This window comes from Halonotius sp. F2-221B (assembly GCF_046719765.1).
GTDB lineage: Archaea > Halobacteriota > Halobacteria > Halobacteriales > Haloferacaceae > Halonotius.
The window spans coordinates 1-26,602 of sequence record NZ_JABEBY010000004.1 but is presented as its reverse complement, the minus strand read 5'-3'; the positions used below and the strand labels follow the sequence as shown (position 1 = coordinate 26,602).

Here is a 26,602-nt window from a genome sequence, read left to right as displayed (position 1 = left end):
AGCTTACTCAAGCACCAGAAACGGCAGAGAGAACTGTTCCGAGAAGCGTTAAACAAGCGGTACCAACTAACGCGAAGATCGAAAGAGCCGAGGCAGTAAACTCCTCGGGGTCAGTTTCCAGTGCCTCGTAAACAGCAGTGACGATCATCCCGGCTCCACCGATCGCCATAAGGAGTATCGGGATACTATGGTCTCCAGCAGCGAGTGAGCGTGCTGCTGGCCCGCCCACTGAAACCCCGATTACGACGAACGAGCCGGTGTATATGTACAGCCGCTCCATAGTGGCTGTAACAACACGCAACTACTTGTGAGTTTGTTGAACGATACTTTTTTGGCTATCTCAGTGACTCGTTGTCGACACCGACGACCACCCCACCGCAATCCCTACGCTTTTCTCCCCGGCAATCCGACCGACGGCCGTGAAGCCCGCCCGCATCGTCGAGGAGTTCCCCGCCCCCGAGTTTCGGGCCCAACAGAAACAGGCCCTCCGGGACATCCAGTCGGCCTTCGAGGCCGACAACGACGTGGTGCTGGTGCGCGCGCCGACCGGCAGCGGGAAATCCCTCCTGGCGCGGTCGATCATGGGCTGTGCCCGCTCGAAACAGACCGCCAAGCCGGCCCAAGCGACGGGTGCCTACTACACGACGCCGCAGGTTTCCCAACTCGATGACGTAGCCGCCGACCCCCTGCTCGACGACCTCAACATCATCCGCGGCAAGAACAATTATTCCTGTTTGCTCCCGGGCGAACACGACACGCCGGTCGATCAGGCCCCCTGTGCCCGCGAGTCGGGGTTCGACTGTTCGATCAAACACCGGTGTCCGTACTTTTCCGATCGGTCGATCGCCTCTGCACAGCCGCATGCGGCGATGACGCTGGCGTACTTCATGCAGACCGCGGGCTCGGACGTGTTCGGCAAACGCGATGTCGTCGTCATCGACGAGGCCCACGGGCTCGCCGAGTGGGCCGAGATGTACGCGACGATCGAACTCTCGCCCGATCGTGTACCCGTCTGGGACGAGGTCGGCGTGCCAGCTGTCGCCGCTGCCGACGATCCCCTCGACCGCACCGTTCGCTTCGCGGAGACGCTGGCCGGCGTTTGCTCGCGGGCGAAAGATGAGCTTACCGCCCAGCCCGAACTCTCAGCCGAGGAAGTCGCCCGGCGGGATCGACTTGGCGAGCTCATCAGCGACCTCAACTGGTTCGTTGATGACTACCGCGATCCCGAGAGCCCGACGACATGGGTCGTCGACCAACCCGGCGGTGAGGGAACGGCGATCACGATCAAACCGCTCGATCCCGCCCGGTATCTTCAGCACACCGTCTGGGATCGCGGCGATAACTTCGCGCTGTTGTCGGCGACGATCCTCAACAAGGAGGCATTCTGTCGGGGGGTCGGTCTCGATCCCGATCGTGTCGCACTCGTCGATGTTGACCACACGTTTCCGGTCGAGAACCGTCCACTGTACGATGTGACACAGGGGAAGATGACCTACGAGTACCGCGATGAGACGCTCCCGAAGCTCGCCCGCCTGCTCGTTCGGCTGATGGCCGAACACCCCGACGAAAAGGGGTTGATCCACGCCCATTCGTACGCCATCGCCAAGGATCTTGCCGACCGGCTGGCTGAGTTTGGTGTTGGGTCGCGGATTCGCACCCACACAGCCGACAGCCGTGACGATGAGCTTGGCGTGTGGAAGGCCAGCGACGACCCCGAGGTCTTCATCGCGGTCAAGATGGAGGAGGCCCTCGATCTGGAGGGCGACCTCGCCCGCTGGCAGGTGCTCTGTAAGGTACCCTATCTCAACACCAACGACTCACGGGTCGCGCGCCGACTCGAAGACGGTCAGTGGGCGTGGTACCACCGGGCGGCGTTGCGAACGGTGATCCAGGCCTGCGGGCGGGTGGTTCGAGCCCCTGACGATTACGGGGCGACGTATCTCGCCGATTCGAGTCTGCTGGATCTCTTTGATCGGGCGGCCGCCGACATGCCGCCGTGGTTCCGCCAGCAGGTCGATCGCTGCTCGGAGCCGACACTGCCGGCGTTCGATCCCGACGCCGCGCTCGCCGGGATCGATGCCACAGCCGACGACCGGGGCCGTCAGTCCGCCGTCACGCGTGGACAGACCGACGCCACGGCGTCAGGGGGCCGATCCCGCACCGACGCCGACGCTGCCCAACGGGATGACCACCCGCTGTCGGATGTCTGGGGCGACGGCTAGATCAGTGTCGCGCCCCACGCGACCATCGAGCCAACCATCAAGACCGCAAAGAGGACGGCGATGATCTGCTGTCTGTTCATAGCTGTAGGTTTTTCATCGAGTGATTTAGCTCCATTGACTTTGCGTCCGACAGGAACCCACACTGTCGGCCCCGGTTCGATCGAAGAAAATAGAAAGGCCATTCAACCAAATTTATTCGAATAAAGAAAACAAAACAAAATTAATCTGATTTTATTAGCCTAACTACGGTAGTAATTCCCACAGTAGACTTATATTCAACCACTCTGTAAGAAGTGTATGGCCACAGACAGCCTGATGATCGCGCTCACACTGTATCGCTGTGGAACACTCACCTTCAACCAGGCTGCAACCCGTGCGGGCAAGTCACCCGAAGCCTTTGCCCGCATCCTGGATCGCTTCGGTGTGCCGTCCCGTCCGGAACAGCCAAACACGCCGCCATTCGCAGATCCAACACCGAGCTGATCGGCAACGTCGGCTCTCCACACAGGCGTTCGACAGCAGACACACCAAAGATATCAGTATAGATAATTGGAGGCCGGATTTTTTGTGCGTGGCACTCCCCCTCACGAACGGAGGCACGCGTATGACAGCATCCGTAACCGACCCCTGTGGCCGGCTCGAACTCCCACACGCCGAGGCATGGGCCGCCCACGCAACCGTCGAGCACTGGCTTCGTGACGCCGTCGACCGCACCACTGTCGACGATGTGCGTATCGAACGCGTCTCTCGGATTCTTGACCGACTCGAAGCCGACGGGGTATTCACAACGGATGAGCTGTCACTGCTCTGTGAGCTGTGTCGTGACCGGCTGTCGGCGTCGGCGGCACCAACGCGGGATCACTCCGCGCTGCGGGCGGTCATCGACGCGGCTGAAACACAGCGCGAACGCTGCGTGCAGTAACGCCGAAAACGAGTCAGCGGTCGATCCCTGTCAGGTCGTTCGCAGATGATCCTGTTTTGGTTCGTAGACCTCGCCTTTCCGCCGTAGTTTTTCGATCTCATCTTCGGCCTTCGCGGCATCCATCCCGATCTCATCGGCCCGATCCAACACTTCCTCGATCGGCGCGCCCTCCTCGAACTCCTCCTCGATCTCGCTGATCAGGCCCTTGATGTTCTTGATCCGGTCGCGCTGGGTTTTCGAGGTGCCAGTTTCGACCACGTCAGCATCGAACTGGCCGGTTTCGGGGTCGACGCCGATATCCTGCAGACAGGAGCGAACGATCTCGACCGACCGCTCGGCGTCTTCGGGCTCGACCGTATCGGAGAGCCGTACGCGCGCACTCGCCTCCGCCAGTCGGACAAGAGCTTCGAGCTTTCGGGCGGTGACCGGGATCGGGGCATCCTCGTCGGCCCCTTTCGAGCGGAGGTCAACGTAGAATTCCCGGATCGTCGCCTTCGCCTCGTCGGTCATCGTCGGGAAACAGGAGCGTTTGGCGTGGGCGACGTATTTCCGCAGGAGCTCGGCGTCGATCTCGGGGGCGACCTCCTCGGTCACGTCGTCGACCTGCTGTTGGGTGAACTCGGAGGTAGCGATCCGGTCGCGCTGGGTGTTCAACTCCCCGGCGTAGTTCGTTTTGAGGATGTGGTCGGCGAGTTTGCCGTCGTGTTCGGGGTCGGGCTGGTCGGTGACGGTGAAAATGAGATCAAATCTGGAGATCAAAGCGGGTTCAAGATCGATCTGCTCGCCGATGGGTTCGTACTGGTCGAACCGGCCATACTTCGGGTTGGCCGCGCCCAAGAGCGAGCAGCGGGATTTCAGGGTGGCGTTGATGCCGGCCTTCGAGATGCTGATCTTCTGTTGTTCGAGGGCCTCGTGCATCGCCGAGCGGTCGTCGCTGGCCATCTTGTCGAGTTCGTCGACGGCCGCGATCCCTTTGTCGGCTAAGACGAGCGCGCCGGCCTCAAGCGTCCACTGTTGGCCGTCGCCGAAATCGTCCTGAACGGCCGCGGCGGTGTTGTGTGTGACGAGACCGTTGCCAACGAAGTTGTGTGTATCCGGGACGGTCAGGTCGAACACCTCCTTCTCATCGGTGTTTTCGACGGCAACGACCTCATCCCACCGCAACTCCGCGTCCACCACTTCACGGACGAGCGGTTCGGCGGGGCCGAGATCGATGTCCTGCAGCATCGAGCGCGCCCGCGCCCGTCCGGGGTTGTCGCCGCGGTGGACGTTCATGTAGTATTCTCCAGCCGACCCCTCAGCGGTGGCAAGTGTCGACCCGACCGGCATCGTTTCGCGCTGGCGTCGTTCGGTGCTGACGATCTCCTGCAGTGCCTCGGTTTTTGCCGCCGATGCAAACCCAATGGCGTCGGCGTAGCGGTCGATGTCCGCGCCATAGATTTCGAGGTGATGCTGGATGTGCTTGGATTCGATTGTCCCCCCGCTGGCGAGTTCGTACGTGCCACGCCGATCGCGTTCCCTGGTTTGTGCCCGGACGCCGTAGGTCTCCAACATCAACTGCACCTGTTCGGCGAGATCGTCACTGATTGTCGACATGAGAACGCTCGATCCGCCATCGTTGCGTGCCGAGACGGAGCCATCCGCGTCCATGAGGCCGCGGAGGAACGCATCCGCGTGCGCCGCCGTGGTCAACCGTGGATCGAGTGCCAACCCGTCTTTCGGCGTCTGCATCCCGGCATTGGCGAACAGCCGGGCAATCGTCGCACTGTTGACCCGAATGCAGGGCACTTTGTCCGCCTGCCGTTCGATATCAGGGTGTTTGTCGAACTGTGCGTCGAAGATGTCGGCGGCGCGTTCGAGTAGCTGTGTGTCGCTGTTCGAGATCCGAACCATCCCGCGGTTGCCATCGCGGCGGTTCAGGGAGATATCCCCATCCCCGAAGACGAGCCCGAGCAGGTACATGAGATCCTCGTCGAACGTCTCCGGAATGGTGATGCTGTCGCCGTGTCTGAGCATCGCCCGCTCGATACTGGCGTCCTCGCGGGTCGCACCGACGGCCTCCAGCATCCGGTCGAGTTTATCCAGCGGAACGTGGCGGTTCTTGAGGTGGAGGTAGATGAAGTTCTCCGAGAGATCGAGTGCCGCCGCGGCGTCCCGCAACGAGCCGAACTCCGCTGTCAGCTCCTCGCGGAGGAACGCAACCGTCTCGTCGGCGAGGCGTACCTTCTCGGTCGTTAACTCCAAGAACTCCCGAACACCGATCTCCGATCGGTCGAGGTCTTCGTACCGCGGTACTGCCACGTACTCGCCGGGTTCGACCGCGGAGATTTCGGTCCACTCCATCCCGTCGGAGCCACACGTCAGGACGGGCGTACTGCGGGATGCTTCGAGTTCTTTTCCATGGGCCGTCTCAAGGCGGCGACACTCCTTCTCGGGCATTCGCCACGCGTGCGACGACGTGTCGCTCTTCATCTCACCCGTCTCGCGGTCGAAGGTCTGGATGTCAACCTCCTTCTCGACGGCCGTCTCGTCGTCAACCGGTTCGGGTAGGTCGCTCGCCACGAGGTCTCGTATTTGCCTGAAGCCCTCGTTCGTGTGTACGAGCGTGTCCCCTGTGACACACAGCCCGGCCGAACTGCTGCCCTTCCCGGAGGTGTACACCGATCGCGGGGCGATGTTTTCGATATATGACAGCATCTGAGATTTGCCGGTCCCGGGGTCACCGATAAGCAGCATATGCAGGTCGCCACGAATCCGCGACCCGTCGGGAAGATTCTTCGTCACCCCGGAGAACAACTGGAGAATCATCGCCAGCTTCTCCTCCTCGTAGCCGTAGATCGCTGGCGCGACCGAGCCAACCATCTGATCGTAGATATCGTCCTCGTTGGAGAGCGTGATGATCGTCTCGATGTCTTCCTGCTCGATGTCCATGTCCTCGAACTCCTCGTCTTCGACGGTGATCGAGACACCATCCATGTAGAGATCGAACAGCGAGGATTTCTCGTTGCCGTCGGACATCTGCTCGATGTGGAGGACGCCGACGGCGGTGACGTGATCGCCGGGGGTGACCTTCCCGGTAATGTCGTCTTCGACGTTCATATCGATGCTCTGGGGCGTCTCGCCGCCGCGCAGGCCTTCGGGGCTCTCCTGGACACGGATCTTCTGCGCATCGATAAACTCAGATTGGTCGAAGTTGATGCGGAACGGCCCCTGTCGCTCACAGCCCTGACACTCGTGGGGTTCCTGAAACTCGCCGTCCTGCTGGGGGATGTAATTCATCGTTCCGCATCGCTGGCACTCGAAGGCGGAATCGGTGATCTTCGGGCGCACGTCGGTCGCTTTGCGGACGATCCCCTGCACGGAGACGAGCTTGCCGATATGGTTGTCGTGGACGCGGATGTCGCGGATGTCGACCGACTCCGGGAGGTTTCGCAGCCGAACGTGGGCGTTGCCGAGTTTGACATCCGCCGGCAGGTCGTAGAGCCGGAGGGCTTCCTCGGCGTACTCCTGGAGCTGGTCGGGCTGGGAGCGATAATCCTCGGCGAGATCCGCATCGAACTGGTAGAGGTCGTCGTAATCGATGTACAGCGACCGCTTTTCGTTGGGATACTGCTGGGCGAGCTGTCCGATCTCATCCCGGTAATAGTTGCGATAAAACTGGATGAACCGATCGGTGAGTTCCTGATTGGAGGCCTGCGCCATTACGAGAGGCGTACGTCGGCATCGGTTATGAAAGTCCGGTTCCCACCGATCCGGAGAGTATTCGAGTCATGTACCATTACTGCAAAAATACTCCCGCCGGTACGAACGGTATGGCGTCATCGCAGTCGACGACAGCAGGAACCACACATGGGCGACACGAGCTTTTGATCATTGGTGGCGGCGTCGCCGGCCTCACCGCGGCGACGTTTACCGCCCGCGCCGGCATCGAGACGATGGTCATCAACGACGGCGAGACGGTGCTCCGGCGCAACGCCCATCTGGAAAACATCCCGGGCTTTCCGGCCGGCGTCAACCCCCGCCGGTTCGCGGATATGTTGCGCGCGCAGGCAACCCGAAACGGTGCCGAGTACCAGACGGGCACCGTCACCGAGTTGACCGGCGATATCGACGACGGATTCACGGCCACGATTACCGGCGGACAGGCCAGCGACGACACCGAGAGAGATGCTGGCGACGACGGCGAGGAGACCGAACCAACGCGGGAGCTCACCGCTGATCGGGTGTTGGCCGCCTCGTTCCCGGATGCCGACTTTCTTGATGGGTTCGATATCGAGACCCGAACGGCCGACAGCAAACAGTACGCCGAGGCCGGCGAGTTGGGCCGCACCGGTGTTGAGGGGCTCTACGTCGCGGGGCGGCTGGCCGAACGCTACCACCAAGCCGTGATCGCCGCCGGCGACGGGGCCGAAGCCGCGATCACGCTGATCCACGACACCGACATCCCCTTCTACAACGACTGGGTCGCCCCTGAGGGCTACTGGACGGATCGCGGCCGGGAGGTGCCGCCGGGCTGTGAGGAGATCGATCCGACCGAGCAGCGCGCCAGACAGGAAGCCGCGATGGCGGCGATGCAGGAGTACTTCGCCGCGCCCCACGACCAACAGCAGCGAACCTTTCCTTCGCTCGTCGACGACGAGCGCAATCGTCTCGATTGGGAGCGGTAGCGAACCCCGAACGCCTATTTATCTACCGACCCCACGTTCGGGGTATGCTTGACGGCGTCAACGTCGCCTTGGGCGTCACCGGCAGCATCGCCGCGGTGAAAACCGTCGAACTCGCCCACGAACTCCGCCGGCAGGGCGCGTCAGTCCGCGCGCTGATGAGCGACAGCGCGCGCGGGATCATCCACCCGTGGGCACTGGAATTTGCCACCGAGCGCGACGTTGTCACCGAGATCACCGGCCGGGTCGAACACGTCGACCTCTGTGGCCGTGAGGGCTGGGCTGACGTACTCCTCATCGCACCGGCCACCGCCAACACGGTCGGCAAGATCGCTGGCGCGGTCGACGACACCCCTGTCACCACGGCGGCGACGACCGCCCTCGGCGCGGACGTGCCGGTCGTCGTCGCCCCTGCGATGCACGAACCGATGTACGACCACCCCGGCGTGCTCGACGCGATCGACCGCGTCGAATCGTGGGGCGTCGAGTTCGTCGATCCACGCATCGAGGAGGGCAAGGCTAAGATCGCCACCGAGGCCGCCATCGTCACCGCGCTCGCGCGGGCGACGACGACCCAAGACCTCGCCGGTCGCCATATCGTCGTCACCGGCGGCGCGACCAGCGAGGCCATCGACCCGATCCGCGTGCTGACCAACCGGGCGTCGGGCCGCACCGGTCGTGCGGTCGCCCGTGCTTGTGCGATCCGGGGGGCCGATGTGACGCTGATCCACGACGGCCCCGACGTGCATTACGCCGACGTGGTCGAAATCGAGAGCGCCGCGGAGATGCTGGCCGCGGCCGACGCCGCCTGCGAGGACGCCGACGCGATGGTCTCGGCGGCGGCCATCGGCGACTACACCGTCCAGGAGGCGTCGGCGAAACTCCGGTCGGGCGAGGCCCGAACCATCGATCTCGAACCGACGCCGAAGGTGCTGGATTCGATTCGACAGGGCCACCCCGACCTCCCGCTGATCGGCTTCAAGGCCGAAACGACCGGCGACGACGAGGCCCTGCTCGAACAGGCAACCGCGCTACGCGACCGGATCGACCTCGCCTTCGTCGTCGCCAACGACGCGACTGTGATGGGCGAAACCGATACTCGCGCGCTGTTGGTCGACCGTGGGGCCGAAACGGTCGCCGACTGCGAGGTCGTCGAAGGGCCGAAACCCCTGCTCGGCGACCGGATCGCCCGCCGGCTCGCGGGGCTGCTCGGGGAGTAACTGATCGGGCACCGCTCCGCGAGTTATTGAACAGACAACTAGTATCCCGACAGATTACGCACAAACCAACAGATGACACACCCGCTTTTCGAAACTCCAACTCATCCGACAGCCAAGATAAGAATTGTTTTGAGGCGTCCCCGACTTTCCCCGACTAAGACCAGTATGACGTTCGGACAACCCTCGCGTGCGCCGGACGGAGTGACCGGCCGATGACGGCCCCCGAGTCGGGGATCGTCGTCCCCGTCAAACGCTCGGCGACCCTCCGCCAGACCGTCGGCTACGTCATCGGCGAGGCCCTCGACCGGGCCGCCGCCGGTGACGCGCCCGTCGTCCACTTCGTCTCGGTCGCCTCGTGGCGCGCCGAAGACCCCGGCTCCGACCGCGAGCGACAGCGCGCGGCTGATCTCCTCAGTCAGGTCGAAACGTGGGCCGGCTTCGAACTCGACGAGGCCGACGCCGCCAGCGACGCGATTACCATCGAAACCGCGGTGATCGGCGGCGACGACTACCTGTTCAGCCCGGGCGACTACGCCGACCTGCTCACCGAGTACGCCGAGCAACACGGCCTCGGTCGCGTCGTCGTCGATCCCGAGTACTCGCTTGTCGGCCACACGACGCTGGTAGAGCCCCTGGAGTTTGAACTCGCCCAAGGCGACCTCGCTATCGAGGAGGCCCCGGTCGACCGCCCGACACGCCGGGACCGAGTGGTCGGCCGCACCACACCGGCCCGCTTTCTCGCGCTGTTCGGCACCTCGATGCTGTTCTATCAGGTGCTCGGCGGGTTCAGCGGGCTGTTCGATCTCGTGACCGGCGTTGCGACCGCGCTGATCGTCGCCACGACGCTGTCGGGTGTAAGCTTCTACCGCGATCCGACGGTGATCAACTCACCGAAACGCCTCGCACGCGGCGTCATCTACGTCCCGTATCTCCTCTATGAGATCATCGTCTCGAACCTCGTCGTCGCTCGCGTGATCCTCGATCCGCGCCTCGATATCGACCCCCGACTCACGAAGATCAAGGTGTTTGTCGGCTCGGGGTTCCCGCTGACGACACTGGCAAACAGCATCACGCTGACGCCGGGGACGCTGACGGTCAAAGCCGACGATCAGGAGCTGTACGTCCACTCGCTAGTGCCGTTCGCCCGCGAGGGGCTGTTCGACGGCTCGCTGGAGCGGTGGGTTCGGTTTGTCTTCTATGGGCGTGACGCCGCCCGCTTCCCGTCGCCGCGTGAGCGTGGTGACACCGAGGTGTTACAGAACCCAAAGGCAGGCGAACCGCCGACCGACGGAACCGAAGCCGTCGCTGATGGTGGCATCGCTGACGACGGTGTCGATCTCAGTGGTGACGACACGCTGGAGGAGAAGCGATGAGCGTCGCCGACACCACCGTCGTCGCCGGCTACACCGTCGGCGACGGCCTGCTGATCGCGGCCGCGCTGTTCGTCACGCTCGCGGTCGCTATGCTCTATCGGGCAATTTTGGGCCCGACGAATCAGGATCGCGTGCTCGCGGTCAACGTCCTCGGCACCAACACGGTCGTCATTCTTGCCCTCCTTGGGGCGGCCCTCGGCGAGCCGTGGTTCCTCGATATCGCCCTCGTCTACGCCCTGTTGAACTTCCTGATGTCGATTGCCATCTCGAAGTTCACCGTCGAGCGGGGTGGTGTCATATGATCACCACCGCCCGGATCGGGCTCATCGCGGTCTTCGTCGCACTGGGCCTGTTTTTCACGTTCGTCTCGACGACCGGTGTGATCCGGCTGCCGGACGTGTTTTCCCGTGCTCACACCGCCTCCCAAGCCGACACGCTGGGCGCGGGCTTCGCGCTCGCGGCGGTCGCGCTGACGATTGGCTGGGGCCCAACAGCGGTCAAAACGGTGTTACTGCTGTTTTTCATCTTCGTCACCAACCCGACGGCGGCCCACGCCATCGCGCGGGCGGCCTACGAGGAGGGCGTCGAGCCGTGGACGAAGGGGGATGAGCGACGATGAGCGTCGCTGCTGGGCTCCCGCTCCAGAGCGTCGGCATCACGCCCATCGAGGCGTCGCTGTTCGCGTTCGTCCTCATCACGGCCGTCCTCACCGCCCTGTTCCGCGACGTACTCGCCTCTATCGTCATCTTTGCGGCCTACAGCCTCGGGCTGGCGGTCATCTACACGTTCTACCGCGCACCCGACGTGGGGCTGACCGAGGCCGCAATCGGGGCCGGCGTCACCACCGTCTTCCTGCTGTTAACCATCGCCAAGACGACGCGGCCGGCGACCGACGCCCGCTTCGAGGCGATCAACTGGCCCGCCGTTGGCGTCTGTGGGCTGTTCGTCCTCGTCGTCGCCGCGACGCTGCCGGCGTTCCCGGCGGTCGGCGATCCCGGCTCGCCGATCCTCGCCAACGCCGACGTGACCGGCTACTACCTCGCCAACGCTTACGACGAGACCGGCGCGGAAAACGCCGTGACCGCCGTCTTGGCGGCCTACCGCGGGTTCGATACCTTCGGCGAGGCGATCGTCGTCTTCGCGGCTGGGGTCGCCAGCCTGCTCGTCCTCGGGCGGGAGGTGTTCACCACATGAGCAGCGACCGGCTCAACGGCGAAACGTCTTCGGACACCCGTGTTGCCCGCCAACGGCCGCTCTACACCGAGAGTCAGGTCATCATGACGACTGTCAAGGCCGTCATCCCCTTTGTGTTGACCTACGGGCTGTTCATCACGTTCCACGGGACGAGTTCGCCCGGCGGCGGCTTCCAGGGTGGCGCGCTCATCGCGTCGGTCGTGTTGATGATCGCCTTCGCCTTCGGCATCGAGTCGACCCGCGAGTGGCTCTCGAATACGCTCGTTGTCGGCCTCGCCACGGTCGGCGTGGCGATCTTCGCGGGCATCGCACTCGTCCCGATGGCCCTCGGCGAGAACTTTCTCGATTACACCGCTTACTACCCCGTTCTCGGCGACACGCTCGGCCTCAAGGAGTACGAGTTCGTCAAATACGGGATGGAGGCCGTCGAGATCGGCGGCATCGCCTTCATCGTTTCAGGTGTCTTGATGGGGCTATTCTTCGCGCTTGCGGCCGGCATGACGCCGCCCAGTGGCACCGGCAACGATGCCGACGCGGCGACAGACACCGGTGCCGACACGGCGTCGGAGTCGCGCGACGATGTCGCTGGCGATGACGCCGAAATCGACGGCGACACCACCGCCGAGGCGGGTGAGAACGAATGACCGACCTCCTCGGCGTGGTGACGACCAGACACGCCTACGCGCTGTTCGTCCTGCTGTCCGCCATCGGCCTCTACATGATGATCGCAAACGAGAACCTCGTCAAGAAAATCATCGGATTGAACATGTTCCAAACCGGTGTCTTCCTGTTTTTCGTCACCTCGGCCTACCGGATCGGCGGCGCGGCACCGGTCGTTGTCGAGGGCGGCGGCCCCTACGTCAGCCCGCTGCCGCAGGTAATCGTGCTGACGGCGATTGTCGTCGGTATCAGCCTCACGGCGGTCGGCCTCGCGCTCACCATCCGGCTGTACAGCGAGTACGGCACCCTGCGGGCCGACGCGCTCCGGGAGGTGATCGGCGATGAGTGACGCGCTCCTGCCGCTGTTGATCGCCATCCCGCTGCTGGCGGCGATCTTCCCGCTGCTGTTCGGCCTCCGATTCGAGCGCGTCGGCTGGCCGATAGCGATGGCAACGTCGCTGTCGGTTGCCGGCCTCGCGGCGGGCCTCGCGTGGGCCGTCTCGCCGTGGAGCGGCGGCCCCCAGCGATTCGTCCACGACCTTGCGGGCTATCCCGCGCCCTACGGGATCGAACTCGTCGGCGACGGGCTGTCGGCGATCCTCGCACTCCTCATCAGCGTCGTCGCCGTCGCCGTCCTCGTCTACGCGCGGACGACCGGCCCCGACAGCAACGCCTTCTACAGCGGTTTTCTGTTGTTGACCGGTGGCTTGCTCGGGATGGCACTCACCGGCGACCTGTTCAACCTCTTCGTCTTCCTCGAAATCGTCGGGCTGGTGAGCTACGCGCTGATCGCCAGCAACGACGACCCCCGGGCGGCCTACGGCGCGCTCAAATACCTGTTCCTCGGGACGGCGGGCGCATCACTGTACCTGATCGGCGTCGGCTACGCCTTCGTCGCCACCGGCACGCTCAACATGCGCGATATGGCGGCTGAACTCGCTGCCCTCGGCTACACCGACCCGCTCGTGCAGGCGGCCTTCGGCTTCATCCTCATCGGCTTCATGCTGAAGATCGCTATCTTCCCGCTGCACACCTGGCAGCCCGACGCCTACACCTACGCGCCGGATACCATCTCAGCCTACATCTCCGCGCTCGTCTCGACGACGGCGGCCTACGCGCTCATCCGGATCGCTTACGACGTGTTCACCGTCGACTTCTTCGCGGCGAACCCGCTGATCACCGACGCCGTCCTGTTGGTCGCCTCGATCAGCATCGTCGTCGGCAGTTTGCTGGCCGCGCTCCAGACCGAACTCAAACGCGTTTTCGCGTACTCCTCGGTCGCCCAGTTCGGGATGATCCTCGCGGCAATCGGTCTCCAGAGCGAAACCGCGCTGTTCGGCGCGGTCATCCACCTCGTCGGCCACGGGCTGATGAAGGCCACGCTATTCATGGGCGGGGGCGTGCTCGCCTCGGCCTACGGCGCGCGTACCGTCGCCGACTACGCCGGCCTCGCCAAGCGCGCCCCGATCACCGCGGGGATGATGGCGGTCGCCGGCCTCGCGCTCGTCGGGATTCCGCCCTCGGTCGGCACGCTCGGCAAGTGGTTCATCGCTCTCGGCGCGGTCGAGGAGGGCTCGTGGGGCGTCGCTGCCGTGATCTTCATCAGCACGCTGTTGACGCTGACCTACATCGGCCGGCTGCTCGAAACGCTGTACTTCAATCAGCCCGCCGCGACTGACGACGACGGCGATGTCGCCGCCGACGCGACCGACGCGGTCGATGTCGCTGACGACGGCTCGGTCGTCGCCGACGGCGGAAGCAATCGCGTCGCCACCGAACGGATCGTCGTTGTCGTCGTCCTCGCGCTGTCGACGGTCGCGCTGTTTGGTGCGGCCGGGATGTTTGCGGAGCTGCTTGACCCTGTCTTCGGGAGGTTCTTCCAATGAGTGAAATCGCCGCCGTTCGACCGTTGGCTGCCGTCCTTGTATCGTTCGTCGCCGCCGGGCTGATCCTCGTTTCCGGCCGCCGGCCGAACCTTCGAGAGGCGTGGACAATCCTCGCCTCGGTGTCGATGTTCGGCCTCGTCGCCAGCATGGTGCCGGCCGCCCTCGACGGCGATATCCTCGTCACCAACCTCGGCACTATCGTCCCCGGTATCGATTTCGTCCTCCGGGCCGACCCGCTGGGCGTCCTGTTCGCCTCGCTGGCTAGCTTGCTGTGGATCGTCACCAGCTTCTACAGCATCGGCTACATGCGCGGGCTCGACGAGGATAATCAGACCCGGTATTTCGCCTCCTTCGCCGTCTCGGTCGCCGCCGCCGTCGGCATCGCCTTCTCGGGCAATCTCCTGACGATCTTCGTCTTCTACGAGGTGCTCTCAGTCGCAACGTACCCGCTCGTCGCTCACGACGAAACTGAGGAAGCGCGGGCGGCCGGCCGCAAATACCTCGCCTACACCTTCTTTGGCGGCGGCGTATTGGTGCTGGCCGGGACGACGCTCGTCTACTGGCTGACTGGCACCGTCGACTTCACGCCCGGCGGAATCGCCGCCCTCGCCAATGCCGACCCGACGGCTGCGACGCTGGCGTTCATGATCCTCGCGGTCGGCTTCGGCGTCAAAGCCGGGTTGATGCCGCTGCACCAGTGGCTGCCTGAGGCGATGGTCGCGCCGACACCCGTTTCGGGGCTGCTGCACGCCGTCGCCGTCGTCAAAAGCGGCGTCTTCGGGATCGCCCGCGTCGTCCTCGACGTGTTCGGGCCTGACACGCTGGCCGCCCTCGGCCCTGACCGCTTCGGCGACCTCGGGATCGCGCTGCCGCTGGCCGCGCTCGCGGCGATCACGCTCACCGTCGCCAGCATCATCGCCCTGCGGAAGGATCATCTCAAACGCCGACTGGCCTATTCGACGATAAGCCAGCTCTCGTACATCGTCCTCGGGCTCGCATTGCTGGAGGGCGATGCCCTGATAGGCGGACTGCTGCATATCCCGGCCCACGCGTTCATGAAGCTCACCCTGTTCTTCTGTGCGGGGATCATCCACGTCGAAACCCACACCGACTACATCAGCGAGATGGCCGGCATCGGCAAGCGGATGCCCCTTACCATGGTCGCCTTCGGCGTCGCCGCTGCGGGGATGGCCGGCATTCCGCTCGTCGCCGGCTTCGTCAGCAAGTGGTACATCGTCATTGGGGCCTTTGAGGGCGGCAATGGGATCTTCGCGGGCGTGCTGTTGCTCTCGGGGATTCTCAACATCGCGTACTTCTGGCCAATCGTCTACCAGGCGTTCTTCGAGACGCCCGACGACCACGACGAGAAACCCATCGCCGAAGGCCCATACGGCGGTCGGGATCGGGTGGTCGCCGACGGCGGCGACGCCACCGACCACGCTGGCGACGATCACCACAGCGACGATCACAATTCCGACCACGGCGATCACCATCACGGCGGCCCGCCGGCCGGCGGCTGGCCGGCCAGCAACTGGCGCGGCGGTGAGAGTACGTGGTTCATGCTCGGGCCGATTCTGACCGCGGCCGCGCTGTCGCTGCTGCTGGGGGTTATTCCGCATACTGTCGTCTTCCTGCGGATCGTCAAGACCATCGTCGGTAATCTGCCGGGGGTGATGGGCTGATGGCGACCGCGCTCACGGCCGTCCCGCCTGGGGTCGTCCTGCTGGCGGTCGCCGTCCTGGTCGCACTCCTGCCGCGCCGCGCCGGCCACGCGCTCGGCATCGCTGCCTCCGCCGTGACGCTCGCGTGGGTGTGGACAGTTCCGGCCGGCGCGTACCTCCAGACCGAGTTCCTTGGGTTCGAGACCGTATTGTTCAACGTCGATCAGTTCTCCCGACTGATGGGGCTGATCTTCGCGCTGATCGGCGTCGTCGCCGTGCTGTACTCCTACGCTAGCGAGGCCGAGAGCCTGCAAACTGCGTTCGCGCTCTCGTACGTCGCCACCAGCTTTGGTGCGGTGTTCGCCGGCGACTGGCTCACGCTCATCTTCTTCTGGGAGCTGATGGCCGTCACCAGCACGCTGCTGGTCTGGCACTACCGCGGCAAGGCAGTCCGAGCGGGCTACCGCTACGCGATCTTCCACGGGATCGGCGGCACGCTACTGATGGCCGCCATTTTGCAGACCTACGTGACGAAGGGCACCTTCCTCTTCGCGTCGGTGCCCGGCGGCCCCGAGGTGGCGGGCATCGCCGCTGGTCTCCCTGCCGCGCTCGCGGCCATCGGGATCGGTGTCAACGTCGGCTTCATCGGCCTGCACACGTGGCTCCCCGACACCTACCCCCGACCGCATATCGCCGCCAGCGTCTTCCTCTGTGTGTTCACCACGAAGACCGGCGTCTACGGGATGTACCGCGCGTTCCCCGAGGGCCACCTCGCTATCGCCTACATGGGCGGCGGGATGGCCGTCTTCGGGGCGACGTTCGCGCTGTTCCAAAACGATATGCGCCGGCTGCTCTCGTATCACATTCAGTCGCAGGTCGGCTACATGATCGCCGGCGTCGGCATCGGCGGCGCGTTGGCCCAGTCTGGTGCGTTCGCCCACGTGTTCAACCATATCCTCTACAAGGGATTGCTGTTCATGACTGCCGGCGTCGTCGTCTACCGGACGGGCGAGGAGGATCTGAAGAAACTCGGTGGGCTGGCACGAGAGATGCCGATCACCGCCGGCGCGTTCACCGTCGCTGCCCTCTCGATCGCCGGCTTCCCCGGATTCAACGGCTTCGTCAGCAAGGGCATTATCATCTCGGCGAGTCACTACGCCTTCAGTGCGGGGCCGTTCCCGATCGGTGAGTTCCACACCCTCGAATGGCTGCTGTTGCTCGGTGGGATTGGCACCTTCATGTCGTTCATCAAATTCGGCTACTACGCCTTCTTCCATGGCACTCACGACGGCAGCGTCGCCGACGCGAATCCCGGCCAAAGCGTCGCCATGCTGGCGGTGGCAGGACTATGCGTCTTCTATGGGATTGCCGTCCCCACATCGCCGCTGGCGGCTCTCCTGCCAGCCAACACTGGCCTGTTCGGTCTCCTGCCGTTCGACGTGACAAGCGACGCTGTCGTCGCACATGTGTACAAAACCTATACCGTCGGTCACATCGTCGAGGGGGTCGTCCTTGCGGCCGCAGGGCTGATCGGCTTCCGGCTTACGAAGAAACCGCTCTCAAAACTCGGTCGCGTGCCCGATATCGACGCGATCTACAATCGGGCTGTCTTCTACGGCGGCCGCGGCATCATCGTCGGCGTCACCGAAGGCTACGCCGCCGTCGACCGCGCCGTGATGGGCACCATCGCCCGCGCGAAAGCCGTCGGCAGCGATCCGCAGGCGACCGCCCGCCGGCTCGGCGTCGGCAGCGACGAGCAGCCGCCGATACTCCGCTCGGGGATCGGCCGGAGCGTCTTCGTGTTGCTCGCCGTGGTGAGTCTCGCCGTGGCGATCCTGCTGATCGGTTAGGGGATGGAAACGGTTTTTCGCCGGCCACCCGAAGCCGGCCTATGAGCTACCGAGTCATCGCGGATCTCTCGCCGGCCGAACGTGCGGCCTTCTTCGAGCGTGACGCCGGCATCGACGCGGTTCGGAGCGACGCCGCCGACATCATCGACCGCGTCAGCACGGAGGGCGATGTCGCGCTGCGTGACCTCGCCTCAAAGCACGACGATGTTGAGGTCGGCAATCTCGATGTGACCGACCTCGCCGAGCGCGCCCATCAAGACGTTGACGACGAGATTCTCGAGGCCATCGAGACCGCCGCCGCCAACATCCGTGAGTTCCACGAGCGACAGGTGCCCGACGACTGGCGCGAGCACTTCGACGGCCGCGAACTCGGCCGGCGGTTCCGGCCGCTTTCAGCGGTCGGCGTCTATGCGCCGGGCGGCACCGCCGCCTACCCCTCAAGCGTCCTAATGGGTGTCATCCCAGCCAAAATTGCTGGCGTCGACCACGTCGCCGTCGCCACGCCGCCGGCCGACCCGATGAACCCGGTTACGCTCGCGGCGGCCCACGAAGCCGGGGCGGATGCGATCTACGCCGCCGGCGGCGCGCAAGCGATCGCCGCGCTCGCCTACGGCACCGAAACGGTCACGCCGGTACAGAAGATCGTTGGCCCGGGCAACAAGTGGGTGACCGCCGCGAAGGCCGAGGTTCGCGGCGACGTGGAGATCGACTTCCTCGCCGGGCCGAGTGAGATCCTTGTCGTCTGCGACGAGACAGCCGACCCCGAGCTTGTCGCCAGCGACCTGATCGCCCAAGCCGAACACGACCCCAACGCCTCCGTGGTCGCCGTTACCGCTGATGAGGCCACCGCCGAAGCGATCGACGCCGCGATCGATGAACAGGTCGACGGGCGCGACCGGGCCGACATCATCAGCGACGCCCTCGCTCACGACGCCAGCGGCGTCCTCCTGGCGCGATCGATGTCGGAAGCCGTCCTCTTTGCCGAGGAGTACGCCGCCGAACATCTCTCGATTCAGGCCGACGACGACGAGGCGATCCTCGACCGCATCGACTCGGCGGGCAGCGTTTTCCTCGGCCCGAACACGCCGGTGGCTGCCGGTGACTACGCCTCCGGCACGAACCACGTCCTGCCGACCAACGGCGGCGCAAAACGGTTTGGCGGGCTCTCGGTCGACGCCTTCCTGCGGTCGACGACGGTTCAGCGACTCGATTCGGACGGCCTTGACGCGCTTTCAGGGGCGATTACGACGCTCGCGGAGGCCGAAGGGCTGGAGGCCCACGCCGAAAGTGTTCGCCGCCGATTCGAGTAATGACTCCTGGTTACGTTTCGCCGTCACTGTTAACAGGCTCGGCTGACGATAGCTGGGTATGAGCACGAGCACCGTCGACGGCGGAACCGAGGAGGCCGTCGAAGTCACGGAGCAGGCTGCCGAAAAGGCCCTCGCGTTGATGGAAAGCGAAGGGATGGACACCGATGTCGGCGGGCTGCGGCTGTTCGTCCAGCAGGGCGGCTGTGCCGGCCTCTCCTACGGGATGCGCTTCGACGACAAGCCAGAGGACGACGACACCATCACGGTTCACCACGGACTCCGCGTCTTTGTCGACCCCGCAAGCCTGAACTACATCGGTGGCAGCAGTCTCCAGTACGAGGACGGGCTGCAGGCCGAAGGGTTCCACGTGGAAAACCCCAATGTTGTCTCCGAGTGCGGCTGCGGTGAAAGTTTCAGAACCTGACGCGATTTGTTCCGTTTCAGCCACGACGCGGCTGGTGTGGCTGGGTTTTTACCACCTGAGCCCAACGTGTCACTAATGGCAGCGAGGCCGCCCCAAAACGAAACGTCGGAGCCCGAAGTGATCGCGTTCGGCATCGCCGCGCTCGCCGCCCGGCTTGAGAGGGCCGATATCAGCTATCCGGCGACGAGCCGCGAGATCTGTGCGGCCGTTTCCGACACCGAGATTCCGGTTGACAGCGCCGGCAACACCGTTGCGTTGGCGACCGCACTCGACCGGCTGCCCCAAGATGAGTTCGCCAAACAGTCGGAGCTGCTTGATATGTTACATCCGGTGTTCGAAGAACAGCGCAAACAGGCCACCACAAGCGTTGTCGGTCGCCTCCGGGCCCTGTTGCCGATCTAAGCGCGTCGCGCCGCCTGAAACCGGTTACCGATCTGACTTAGCGACCGGCTGGTCAGCCTCGCCGTCGGTCGGCGTCGGCTCCCGTCGGTCTGTCGTCGATGCCGATCGATCGTCGGTCAGACTGCTGTCGAGGCGGTCGATCCGGTCGCGCTGTTCGCGGTGCAACGATTGGATCATATCCGCAAGGAAGCCGAAGATCAGGAGTTGCACACCGAGCAGCAGCATCGCAACCCCGCCGATGGCGATGAGCTGGTGGCTGATATCGACGGTGAGCCACCGCCAGATGACAAACACCAGCATGGCGACGCCGACGACCGTCGAGCCGAGGCCGACACTGCCGAAGTAAAACAGCGGGTTGTTGGTTTTCGCGTTTCGGTACAACTCCAGCAGGATGATGCTGCCATCCTTGATCGGATGGAGGTTCGTCGCCGAGCCATCGGGCCGCGGGCGGTAGGTGATCGGGACGACCGCGGTGTCGATCTCGTGTTTCGCACACTGGATCGCCATCTCGGTCTCGATACCGAAGCCGTCGGCCGTCAGCGTCAGCCGCTCGAAGGAGTCGGTTGTGAACGCACGATACCCGGAGAGGATGTCGACGTAGTTTGCGCCGTAGATCATCCGAAAGATCGCGTTAAACAGCCGGTTGCCGATCTTGTTGAGCGTCGTCATCGCGCCGGCCTCCATATCGGCAAACCGGTTGCCGATGACGTGGTCGGCCTCGCCGTCGAGCAGCGGCTCCAACATCGCCTCGGCGTCGGCGGCCCGATAGGTCATGTCGGCGTCGACCATGAGGACGTACGGCGCGTCGATGTAGCCGACCGCCTGCCGGACAGCTTGGCCCTTCCCGCTGCCGGTCTGGGTGATGACCGTCGCGCCGGCCTCCTCAGCAAGCTCCCGTGTCCCGTCGCTGGAGCCGCCGTCGATGACGAGGATCTCGGTGAAGCCAGCGGCCTGATAGCTGGTGATCACATCGGTGATCGTCGCAGCCTCGTTGAGCGCCGGCAACAGAACACAGACATCCGCATGCGAAGCCATTGTCGTCGTCTCGGCACCGGAGGCCTAAAACCCTGTGTGGTTGGCAGGCGGCGTGCCGCGTTGGCGACCGTCGCCCGCGCTGTGTGGCCGCGTCGATCCGCCCGGATGAACAGGATTTTAAGCGGTGCTGTCCGAGAGGCTGGTACTATGGGAAAGAAATCGAAGGCGCAGAAAAAGCGGCTGGCGAAGCTCGAACGGCAGAACCGGCGGGTGCCGACGTGGGTGATGATGAAAACCGATATGGAAGTTTCGCGCAACGCGAAACGCCGCAACTGGCGGCGAAGCAACACTGACGAGTAACGATGAGTACGAGTGAATTCGAGGAGCGCGTCGAGACGGTACCGCTCCGCGGCGTGAAAGCGGTTCCGACCCAGAAGCGTGCCGACCGGGCGATGACGATCATCCGCGAGCACCTCGCACAGCATTTCAACGTCGCCGAAGACGAGATCCGGCTCGATCCCTCGATCAACGAGGCAGTGTGGGAGAACGGTCGCCAGAACCCGCCGTCGAAGCTCCGGGTTCGTGCGGCCCGGTTCGTCGAAGACGGCGAGGCGATCGTCGAAGCGGAACTCGCCTAACCCACCGTGTTACGCACGACTGTTGCCGGCTCGCCGTACGTCGGTGTCTTCGCGCATGCGAGCACCGGCTGTCTGCTCGTCCGGCGTGATATCGACGACGAGACAGCCACAGCGATCGCCGACGAACTCGGTGTTGAGCCGGTGTCGACGACGATCGGCGGCTCCGGCACCGTCGGTGCATTGGCCGCCGGCAACGACAACGGATTGGTGGTCTCCAGCCAGCTCACCGAGCGGGAACGCGAGACGATCAGTGAGGCTGCCGACGGCGTTGTCGCCGAACTCCCCGGCCGCATCAACGCCGCCGGCAACGTCGTGCTCGCCAACAACACCGGCGCGTACGTCCATCCTGAGCTCGACGACGAGGCGGTATCGGTCGTCGAGGAGACCCTCGATGTGCCGGTCGTCCGCGGCGCGCTCGGCGATCGACAGACCGTCGGCACCGCCGCCGTCGCCACCAACACCGGCGTGCTGTGCCATCCCCAATCGCGGGAGGCCGAGTTGACAACGATCGAAGAGCACCTCGATGCCTACGTCGACGTTGGGACGATCAACTACGGCGCGCCGCTGTTGGGCTCGGGGCTTGTCGCCACCGACGAGGGGTTTGTCGTCGGCGAGAAGACGACCGGCCCGGAGATCGGGCGGATCGAGGACACCCTCGGCTTCATCGATTGACATCCTCCACACGGCTAAAGCCGTGGGATTCCCACGTTGGGATATTAGGGTTCACGGCGCAACCTGTTCTTGTGGGACTACTCGCCCCGTTGATGTGTCGAACAACCGCACCGTTGGCTGTGCCAAACAGCCGTTACTCCTATCCTGTGACGGATTCGGAGTTACCGTCGCTCGCATGTTCTCAGCCGCATTGCAGTCAGCGTTCGCTACCAACTCACACTCGTCGCACACGTACAACCCACGCTCGACGCGGTGGGCGTCGGCTTCGACACCGCACGCACAGCAGGTTTTCGACGTTTTCAGCTTACCTTCAGCAACACGTTCCACGTCGATGCCACGGTCTTTGGCCTTGTACTCGATGTAGTCGAGCAGCGTGGTGAACGCCCAGTCGTGGAGGCGTTTGTTCCCGTGTCTCCCCCAGTCCTCGTCCTCGCGGATGTGTTTGGGGTGGCCGACCGCTATCGTCCCAACACCACGAGCAGTACACTGTTCAACTATATCTTTCGACAAAGCGTGCAGGAAGTGATGCTGTCGCCGGGCCTTCTTGCGGCGTGCCCACTGGGCAGTCTGTGACGGCCCGTTCTCACCTTCCGTGGCGTATTCTTGCTGGCGGAAGTAGTGAGCATCCTCTTTCAGCGCATTGCCGGGGTACAGCAGCGTTTCATCACCGACAGAAACAGCTGCCGTGTTACAGATGCCAAGATCGACTCCTGCTGTTTTCTCACCCGGAGCGTCGGGTGTCTCAACACGCATTTTACAAACGAAGTGTAGCTCCCACTCGTCGCCAGTCCAGACCGCACGCACTGTCTGGACAGATTCAACGTCTTCGAGCGTCCGGTCGGCTGTGTGGAGCGTGTATTCGCAGAGGATGTAGTCGGCGGCGTACCGCGACTCTTTCATGTTCGTGCCTTTCGAGAGTCGGATACGATTGTACTCGGTGTCAAGTTTGAAGCCCTGATTTTTCCACGTCACCGTTGAGCGTGGGTGGTCGTCGCCGTGTTTGCGGTAGCCGGGTGGGTTCGCATCGGGATCGTCCTGTTCGTACCAGCCCACGAACGCCTCAGCGAGTTGTTGGAGAACTCGCTGACTAGACTGTGAGTGCAGGTCTGCATAGCGGTCGTGAGTTTTGAGGTATGAACAGAGATCGTCAGCATCGGGGATATGATCGATAGCATCCCAAACCCGTTGGATCGTCCACCGACCGACGTTCCAAAGTTTGCTGGCGGCGAAGCCATGGGAATCGAGATCGTCGTGCACTTGCGAGTGGTTAGTGAGACTCGCTGTGAGTGTTCGCGTGACGACCCGATCCGCCATATGTAAGCAGCATAGTCTCAATTTCATTAACGTTGTGTTCGGCGTGGAATATCCGGGTAGAGCGGCGAACGTAGATATATTCACAGTTGTCGGCTTCATCCCACGGCTAAAGCCGATGGGCTTTCGCCTCGCTACCGCTGTAACCCTGTCGGTGCGTCGTCGGTTCGACGAAGCTTTTCTCGTATCTTGGTTCCTGAGAAGCCACACGTAACGGCTATGGCTCGTCCTGAGTAGGAAGATACTTCCGCGTTGCTGCCGGAGCAACGAGGCATGAGTCAGTTCACGATCCGCGGCGAGTTTGACGGCCGAACCGGGCCGCGAACCTTCACAAAGGAGATCGACGCCGAAAACGAGAACGTCGCCCGCGAGCACATCCTCTCGCAGTTCGGGAGCGAGCACGGGCTCAAACGAACGCAGATCACGATCCAGGAGGTGTCCGCACAATGATGGGAAGCGGTGGCGGCGGCCAACAGCTCCAGCAGCTCCAGAAACAGCTTGAAGCCATCGACGCCGAGGTCGAAGCCTTGGAGGCCGAGGTCGACGAGCTGGAGACCGAACACGCCGAGATCGACGAGGCGGTCGACGCCCTCGACACCCTCGACAGCGGCTCAACGGTGCAGGTGCCGATCGGCGGCGACGCCTACCTGCGCGCGGAGATCCAGGACATCGACGAGGTCATCGTCAGCCTCGGCGGCGGCTACGCGGCCGAACAGGAACAGGACAACGCCGTCGACGCCCTCCGCACCAAACAGGAGAGCATCGAGGAGACCATCGAGGAGACCGAAGCCGAGATCGAGGAGCTCGAAGACGAGACCGAGGATCTCGAAAAACAGGCCCAGGCGATCCAACAGCGGATGCAGCAACAGCAGCAACAGCAGATGTCGAAGATGGAGCAGATGCAGGACGGCGACGAGTAACGACCGACCTGCAACTGACCTACTGAGGACAAGCCGTGTTTGATGGACTCAAAGACAAGCTGAACTCGTTCCGCGAGGACGTCGAGGAAACCGCCGAGGAGGCGGCCGACGACGCGGACGAGCCAGCCGACGACGTCGATGAATCGACCGCGAGTGCCGACGCCGCCGCGAGTGCTGACGCCGAAAGTGTCGCTGTCGACGACGCTGATGCCGACGACAGCGCGGCCGCGGCTGCTGCCGAGACCGACGCTGAGACACCCGGTAGCGACGCTGTCGAGAGCGATGACGCGGCCGATGCCGATGACGACGACAGCGACGACTCGTCGTCGGGGCCGGGCACGCTGAAACGCGCCGCGGCCTTCGCTACGGGCAAGGTCATCATCGAGGAAGACGACCTCGAAGACCCGCTGTGGGAGCTCGAAATGGCACTCCTGGAGAGCGACGTGGAGATGAGCGTCGCCGAGGAGATCCTCGACACCGTCGAGGAGACGATGATCGGCGAGACACGCAAGCAGGTCGAGACGACCGGCGAACTCGTCGAGCGCGCGCTCCACGACGCCCTCGTCGACGTGATCAGCGTCGGCCAGTTCGACTTCGACGAGCGCATTGCCGAGGCTGACAAACCGATCACGATCGTCTTTACCGGCGTCAACGGCGTCGGCAAGACGACCTCGATCGCCAAGCTCTCGGAGTATCTGGCTGACCGTGGCTACTCGTCGGTCATGGCCAACGGCGACACCTACCGCGCCGGCGCGAACGAACAGCTCCAACAACACGCCGAGAACCTCGACCGCAAGATCATCACCCACGAGCAGGGTGGCGATCCCGCCGCGGTCATCTACGACGGCGTCGAGTACGCCGAGGCCAACGACGTGGATGTCGTCCTCGGCGACACAGCGGGGCGACTCCATACGAGCGACGACCTGATGTCACAGCTCGAAAAGATCGACCGCGTCGTCGACCCCGATATGACGCTGTTCGTCGACGAGGCCGTCGCCGGCCAGGATGCCGTGATGCGCGCCCAGGAGTTCAACGACGCCGCCGCCATCGACGGGACGATCCTGACGAAAGCGGATGTCGATGCCTCCGGCGGCGCGGCGATCTCGATCGCCTACGTTACCGGCAAACCGATCCTGTTCCTTGGAACCGGGCAGGGCTACGAGCATATCGAGCCCTTCGAGCCGGAGGAACTGGTCGATCAGTTGCTCGGCAACGACGAGTAGAGCAGTCTGATCGCTGCTTTTGACGACCAAAACTGTAGACCTGTGGCGTAGCCGCCGGCCTGTGTTCTGGTTGTGGTCAATGAACAGGTAGTCGAAGGGTGGACTGCTTGAATGATAGCTGGAGAACGTGTCAAAGTGCTCTGATAAATAGTGATACATGTGGAGAGTGGTAGATATTGAATCGGTGTGTGAGCGACCCAGACTCGTGATTTCAAAATTGATGTTGCTTAATTTCGACTCAATGACTGCTACTCAACAGAGTACTTCCAACTAGCCACGCTTTTGACCTGTATCCTGCTTCCGATTCAATATTGTTTGTTGGTTCAATATATACGCTTATTATATTAATACTATTTTCATATTGGGAATATTATCTCCAATGCTTTTTAGTAAAAAGAGATTTTCAATACAATTGGTCGTTTAGACCAACGCACCGGCTTGCAACTGATCGACAGTCACTCGCGTGCTAATCCAGATTCACTGTGGCATACGCTTGGGCTGCCTCCCCTCTTACAGCCCTTCCAGTGAAAAACTACCTCAACTAGGGGTACTATTGATCTTGGGTATAAATCGCATACAAGTTTTGAGCGTAGATAACCACCTTATGGCCCCTTAGCTTCAATTTTTTCTGTTACCTCATACTGGTATAACGTTGGTTCAGCACGCATGTGTGGCTCAATTGCATCTTGAAACCATTCGAGGTGACTACTCGATTCGTGTGCTTCGACTGCGTCCCAGTCTTCATACTGTTCAATAATTCTGGCCGTTGCTGGTGCCTCAATATCGAATGTTACCCTATAATCAATAACCCCTGGTTCCTTTCTGGAAGTAGAAGCCATATCTTTTAGAATTTTGCTAGCTTCTGCTTTTGAATCGTTATGTATTGGCACTTCAGAATGAATGACGATCATATCTCTTCATAATTTACCCGATACATAAAATACGGTGGTTCCTGTAGCGGTGAAATATCTATAGCCAGGAGTATTATTTTGATAATATCGCTAGTTGTCCGTTCTCCTGATAACGGTAGCAGCAAGATCGCAGTCTGACATGGTGAGGATGCCGATACGAGAGG

General features: G+C 63.0%; 29 protein-coding genes. 23 read left to right on the top strand and 6 right to left on the bottom strand.

Features of this window, described 5'->3' with window-relative positions:
* Positions 1-7: 7 nt before the first annotated feature.
* On the bottom strand, positions 8-280 hold the full coding sequence (locus tag HKK80_RS03495; protein ID WP_411798233.1) for a hypothetical protein: 273 nt from the start codon (positions 278-280) through the stop codon (positions 8-10).
* A gap of 139 nt (positions 281-419) precedes the next feature.
* Between HKK80_RS03495 and HKK80_RS03490 the strand changes: the two genes are divergently transcribed.
* A complete protein-coding gene (locus HKK80_RS03490; RefSeq protein ID WP_411798232.1) occupies positions 420-2,222 on the top strand; it encodes a helicase C-terminal domain-containing protein in 1,803 nt (600 codons plus the stop codon).
* Here the strand turns inward: HKK80_RS03490 and HKK80_RS03485 are convergent.
* On the bottom strand, positions 2,219-2,302 hold the full coding sequence (locus HKK80_RS03485) for a surface glycoprotein (protein ID WP_411798403.1): 84 nt from the start codon (positions 2,300-2,302) through the stop codon (positions 2,219-2,221). The two genes, HKK80_RS03490 and HKK80_RS03485, sit on opposite strands and share 4 nt — an antisense overlap.
* A gap of 217 nt (positions 2,303-2,519) precedes the next feature.
* Here HKK80_RS03485 and HKK80_RS03480 point away from each other — a divergent pair, with 217 nt between their 5' ends.
* Together HKK80_RS03480 and HKK80_RS03475 are read left to right on the top strand one after the other, a co-directional pair.
* The gene (locus HKK80_RS03480) at positions 2,520-2,705 is read left to right on the top strand and encodes a hypothetical protein (protein ID WP_411798231.1); all 186 of its coding nucleotides are present in this window, start codon (positions 2,520-2,522) and stop codon (positions 2,703-2,705) included.
* 121 nt (positions 2,706-2,826) lie between these two features.
* A complete protein-coding gene (locus tag HKK80_RS03475; protein WP_411798230.1) occupies positions 2,827-3,144 on the top strand; it encodes a hypothetical protein in 318 nt (105 codons plus the stop codon).
* A 30-nt stretch (positions 3,145-3,174) separates the two neighbouring features.
* Here the strand turns inward: HKK80_RS03475 and HKK80_RS03470 are convergent, their stop codons facing one another.
* Entirely contained in the window at positions 3,175-6,846 is a 3,672-nt protein-coding gene (locus HKK80_RS03470; RefSeq protein ID WP_411798229.1) for an LAGLIDADG family homing endonuclease, read from the bottom strand.
* Positions 6,847-6,956: 110 nt separating this feature from the next.
* Between HKK80_RS03470 and HKK80_RS03465 the strand changes: the two genes are divergently transcribed.
* The 14 genes from HKK80_RS03465 (at position 6,957) to HKK80_RS03400 (ending at position 19,788) form a co-directional block, all read left to right on the top strand.
* Positions 6,957-7,811: an NAD(P)/FAD-dependent oxidoreductase gene (locus HKK80_RS03465; RefSeq protein WP_411798228.1), complete on the top strand. Its 855-nt coding sequence runs from the start codon at positions 6,957-6,959 to the stop codon at positions 7,809-7,811.
* 44 nt (positions 7,812-7,855) lie between these two features.
* A complete protein-coding gene (gene coaBC / locus HKK80_RS03460) occupies positions 7,856-9,028 on the top strand; it encodes a bifunctional phosphopantothenoylcysteine decarboxylase/phosphopantothenate--cysteine ligase CoaBC (protein ID WP_411798227.1) in 1,173 nt (390 codons plus the stop codon).
* A gap of 212 nt (positions 9,029-9,240) precedes the next feature.
* Complete coding sequence (locus HKK80_RS03455; protein WP_411798226.1) at positions 9,241-10,401, top strand: monovalent cation/H+ antiporter subunit E; 1,161 nt, start codon at positions 9,241-9,243, stop codon at positions 10,399-10,401.
* Positions 10,398-10,703 (top strand): cation:proton antiporter, encoded by a 306-nt coding sequence (locus tag HKK80_RS03450; protein ID WP_411798225.1) that lies wholly within the window; start codon positions 10,398-10,400, stop codon positions 10,701-10,703. Before HKK80_RS03455 ends, HKK80_RS03450 begins: the two co-directional genes overlap by 4 nt.
* On the top strand, positions 10,700-11,020 hold the full coding sequence (mnhG, locus tag HKK80_RS03445) for a monovalent cation/H(+) antiporter subunit G (protein ID WP_411798224.1): 321 nt from the start codon (positions 10,700-10,702) through the stop codon (positions 11,018-11,020). The genes HKK80_RS03450 and mnhG overlap by 4 nt, the downstream gene beginning before the upstream one ends.
* Entirely contained in the window at positions 11,017-11,595 is a 579-nt protein-coding gene (locus HKK80_RS03440) for a DUF4040 domain-containing protein (protein WP_411798223.1), read from the top strand. Before mnhG ends, HKK80_RS03440 begins: the two co-directional genes overlap by 4 nt.
* The gene (locus HKK80_RS03435; protein ID WP_411798222.1) at positions 11,592-12,239 is read left to right on the top strand and encodes an MnhB domain-containing protein; all 648 of its coding nucleotides are present in this window, start codon (positions 11,592-11,594) and stop codon (positions 12,237-12,239) included. The genes HKK80_RS03440 and HKK80_RS03435 overlap by 4 nt, the downstream gene beginning before the upstream one ends.
* Positions 12,236-12,604 carry a cation:proton antiporter subunit C gene (locus HKK80_RS03430; RefSeq protein ID WP_411798221.1) on the top strand — a complete coding sequence of 123 codons (369 nt, stop codon included), beginning with the start codon at positions 12,236-12,238 and terminating at the stop codon, positions 12,602-12,604. Before HKK80_RS03435 ends, HKK80_RS03430 begins: the two co-directional genes overlap by 4 nt.
* Entirely contained in the window at positions 12,597-14,141 is a 1,545-nt protein-coding gene (locus HKK80_RS03425; RefSeq protein WP_411798220.1) for a proton-conducting transporter membrane subunit, read from the top strand. The genes HKK80_RS03430 and HKK80_RS03425 overlap by 8 nt, the downstream gene beginning before the upstream one ends.
* A complete protein-coding gene (locus HKK80_RS03420; RefSeq protein WP_411798219.1) occupies positions 14,138-15,823 on the top strand; it encodes a cation:proton antiporter in 1,686 nt (561 codons plus the stop codon). The genes HKK80_RS03425 and HKK80_RS03420 overlap by 4 nt, the downstream gene beginning before the upstream one ends.
* Positions 15,823-17,652 carry a Na(+)/H(+) antiporter subunit D gene (locus tag HKK80_RS03415; protein ID WP_411798218.1) on the top strand — a complete coding sequence of 610 codons (1,830 nt, stop codon included), beginning with the start codon at positions 15,823-15,825 and terminating at the stop codon, positions 17,650-17,652. The genes HKK80_RS03420 and HKK80_RS03415 overlap by 1 nt, the downstream gene beginning before the upstream one ends.
* Positions 17,653-17,693: 41 nt before the next feature.
* On the top strand, positions 17,694-18,962 hold the full coding sequence (hisD, locus tag HKK80_RS03410; protein WP_411798217.1) for a histidinol dehydrogenase: 1,269 nt from the start codon (positions 17,694-17,696) through the stop codon (positions 18,960-18,962).
* A gap of 58 nt (positions 18,963-19,020) precedes the next feature.
* The gene (locus tag HKK80_RS03405; protein WP_411798216.1) at positions 19,021-19,386 is read left to right on the top strand and encodes a HesB/IscA family protein; all 366 of its coding nucleotides are present in this window, start codon (positions 19,021-19,023) and stop codon (positions 19,384-19,386) included.
* Between the two features lie 75 nt (positions 19,387-19,461).
* On the top strand, positions 19,462-19,788 hold the full coding sequence (locus HKK80_RS03400; RefSeq protein WP_411798214.1) for a hypothetical protein: 327 nt from the start codon (positions 19,462-19,464) through the stop codon (positions 19,786-19,788).
* 24 nt (positions 19,789-19,812) lie between these two features.
* On the opposite strand, the gene aglJ is transcribed toward HKK80_RS03400, so the two are convergent.
* The gene (gene aglJ, locus HKK80_RS03395; protein WP_411798213.1) at positions 19,813-20,823 is read right to left on the bottom strand and encodes an S-layer glycoprotein N-glycosyltransferase AglJ; all 1,011 of its coding nucleotides are present in this window, start codon (positions 20,821-20,823) and stop codon (positions 19,813-19,815) included.
* 147 nt (positions 20,824-20,970) lie between these two features.
* Here aglJ and HKK80_RS03390 point away from each other — a divergent pair, with 147 nt between their 5' ends.
* The 3 genes from HKK80_RS03390 to HKK80_RS03380 are packed head-to-tail and all read left to right on the top strand — an operon-like array spanning position 20,971 to position 22,073.
* Positions 20,971-21,123 (top strand): 50S ribosomal protein L39e, encoded by a 153-nt coding sequence (locus tag HKK80_RS03390; protein ID WP_411798212.1) that lies wholly within the window; start codon positions 20,971-20,973, stop codon positions 21,121-21,123.
* A gap of 2 nt (positions 21,124-21,125) precedes the next feature.
* Positions 21,126-21,401, top strand: a complete 276-nt coding sequence (locus tag HKK80_RS03385) for a 50S ribosomal protein L31e (protein ID WP_411798211.1) — start codon at positions 21,126-21,128, stop codon at positions 21,399-21,401.
* Between the two features lie 6 nt (positions 21,402-21,407).
* Complete coding sequence (locus HKK80_RS03380) at positions 21,408-22,073, top strand: translation initiation factor IF-6 (RefSeq protein WP_411798210.1); 666 nt, start codon at positions 21,408-21,410, stop codon at positions 22,071-22,073.
* 51 nt (positions 22,074-22,124) lie between these two features.
* Here the strand turns inward: HKK80_RS03380 and HKK80_RS03375 are convergent, their stop codons facing one another.
* A complete protein-coding gene (locus HKK80_RS03375) occupies positions 22,125-23,387 on the bottom strand; it encodes an RNA-guided endonuclease InsQ/TnpB family protein (protein ID WP_411798209.1) in 1,263 nt (420 codons plus the stop codon).
* Positions 23,388-23,657: 270 nt separating this feature from the next.
* On the opposite strand from HKK80_RS03375, the gene rpl18a reads away from it, so the two are divergent.
* From rpl18a to ftsY, 3 genes are read left to right on the top strand one after another with little or no spacing between them, the layout of a single operon-like run.
* On the top strand, positions 23,658-23,834 hold the full coding sequence (rpl18a, locus tag HKK80_RS03370) for a 50S ribosomal protein L18Ae (protein ID WP_411798208.1): 177 nt from the start codon (positions 23,658-23,660) through the stop codon (positions 23,832-23,834).
* Positions 23,831-24,304, top strand: a complete 474-nt coding sequence (pfdA, locus tag HKK80_RS03365) for a prefoldin subunit alpha (protein WP_411798207.1) — start codon at positions 23,831-23,833, stop codon at positions 24,302-24,304. Before rpl18a ends, pfdA begins: the two co-directional genes overlap by 4 nt.
* 35 nt (positions 24,305-24,339) lie before the next feature.
* Positions 24,340-25,527 carry a signal recognition particle-docking protein FtsY gene (gene ftsY / locus HKK80_RS03360; RefSeq protein ID WP_411798206.1) on the top strand — a complete coding sequence of 396 codons (1,188 nt, stop codon included), beginning with the start codon at positions 24,340-24,342 and terminating at the stop codon, positions 25,525-25,527.
* A 602-nt stretch (positions 25,528-26,129) separates the two neighbouring features.
* Here the strand turns inward: ftsY and HKK80_RS03355 are convergent.
* On the bottom strand, positions 26,130-26,438 hold the full coding sequence (locus HKK80_RS03355) for a putative quinol monooxygenase (RefSeq protein ID WP_411798205.1): 309 nt from the start codon (positions 26,436-26,438) through the stop codon (positions 26,130-26,132).
* Positions 26,439-26,602 lie beyond the last annotated feature (164 nt).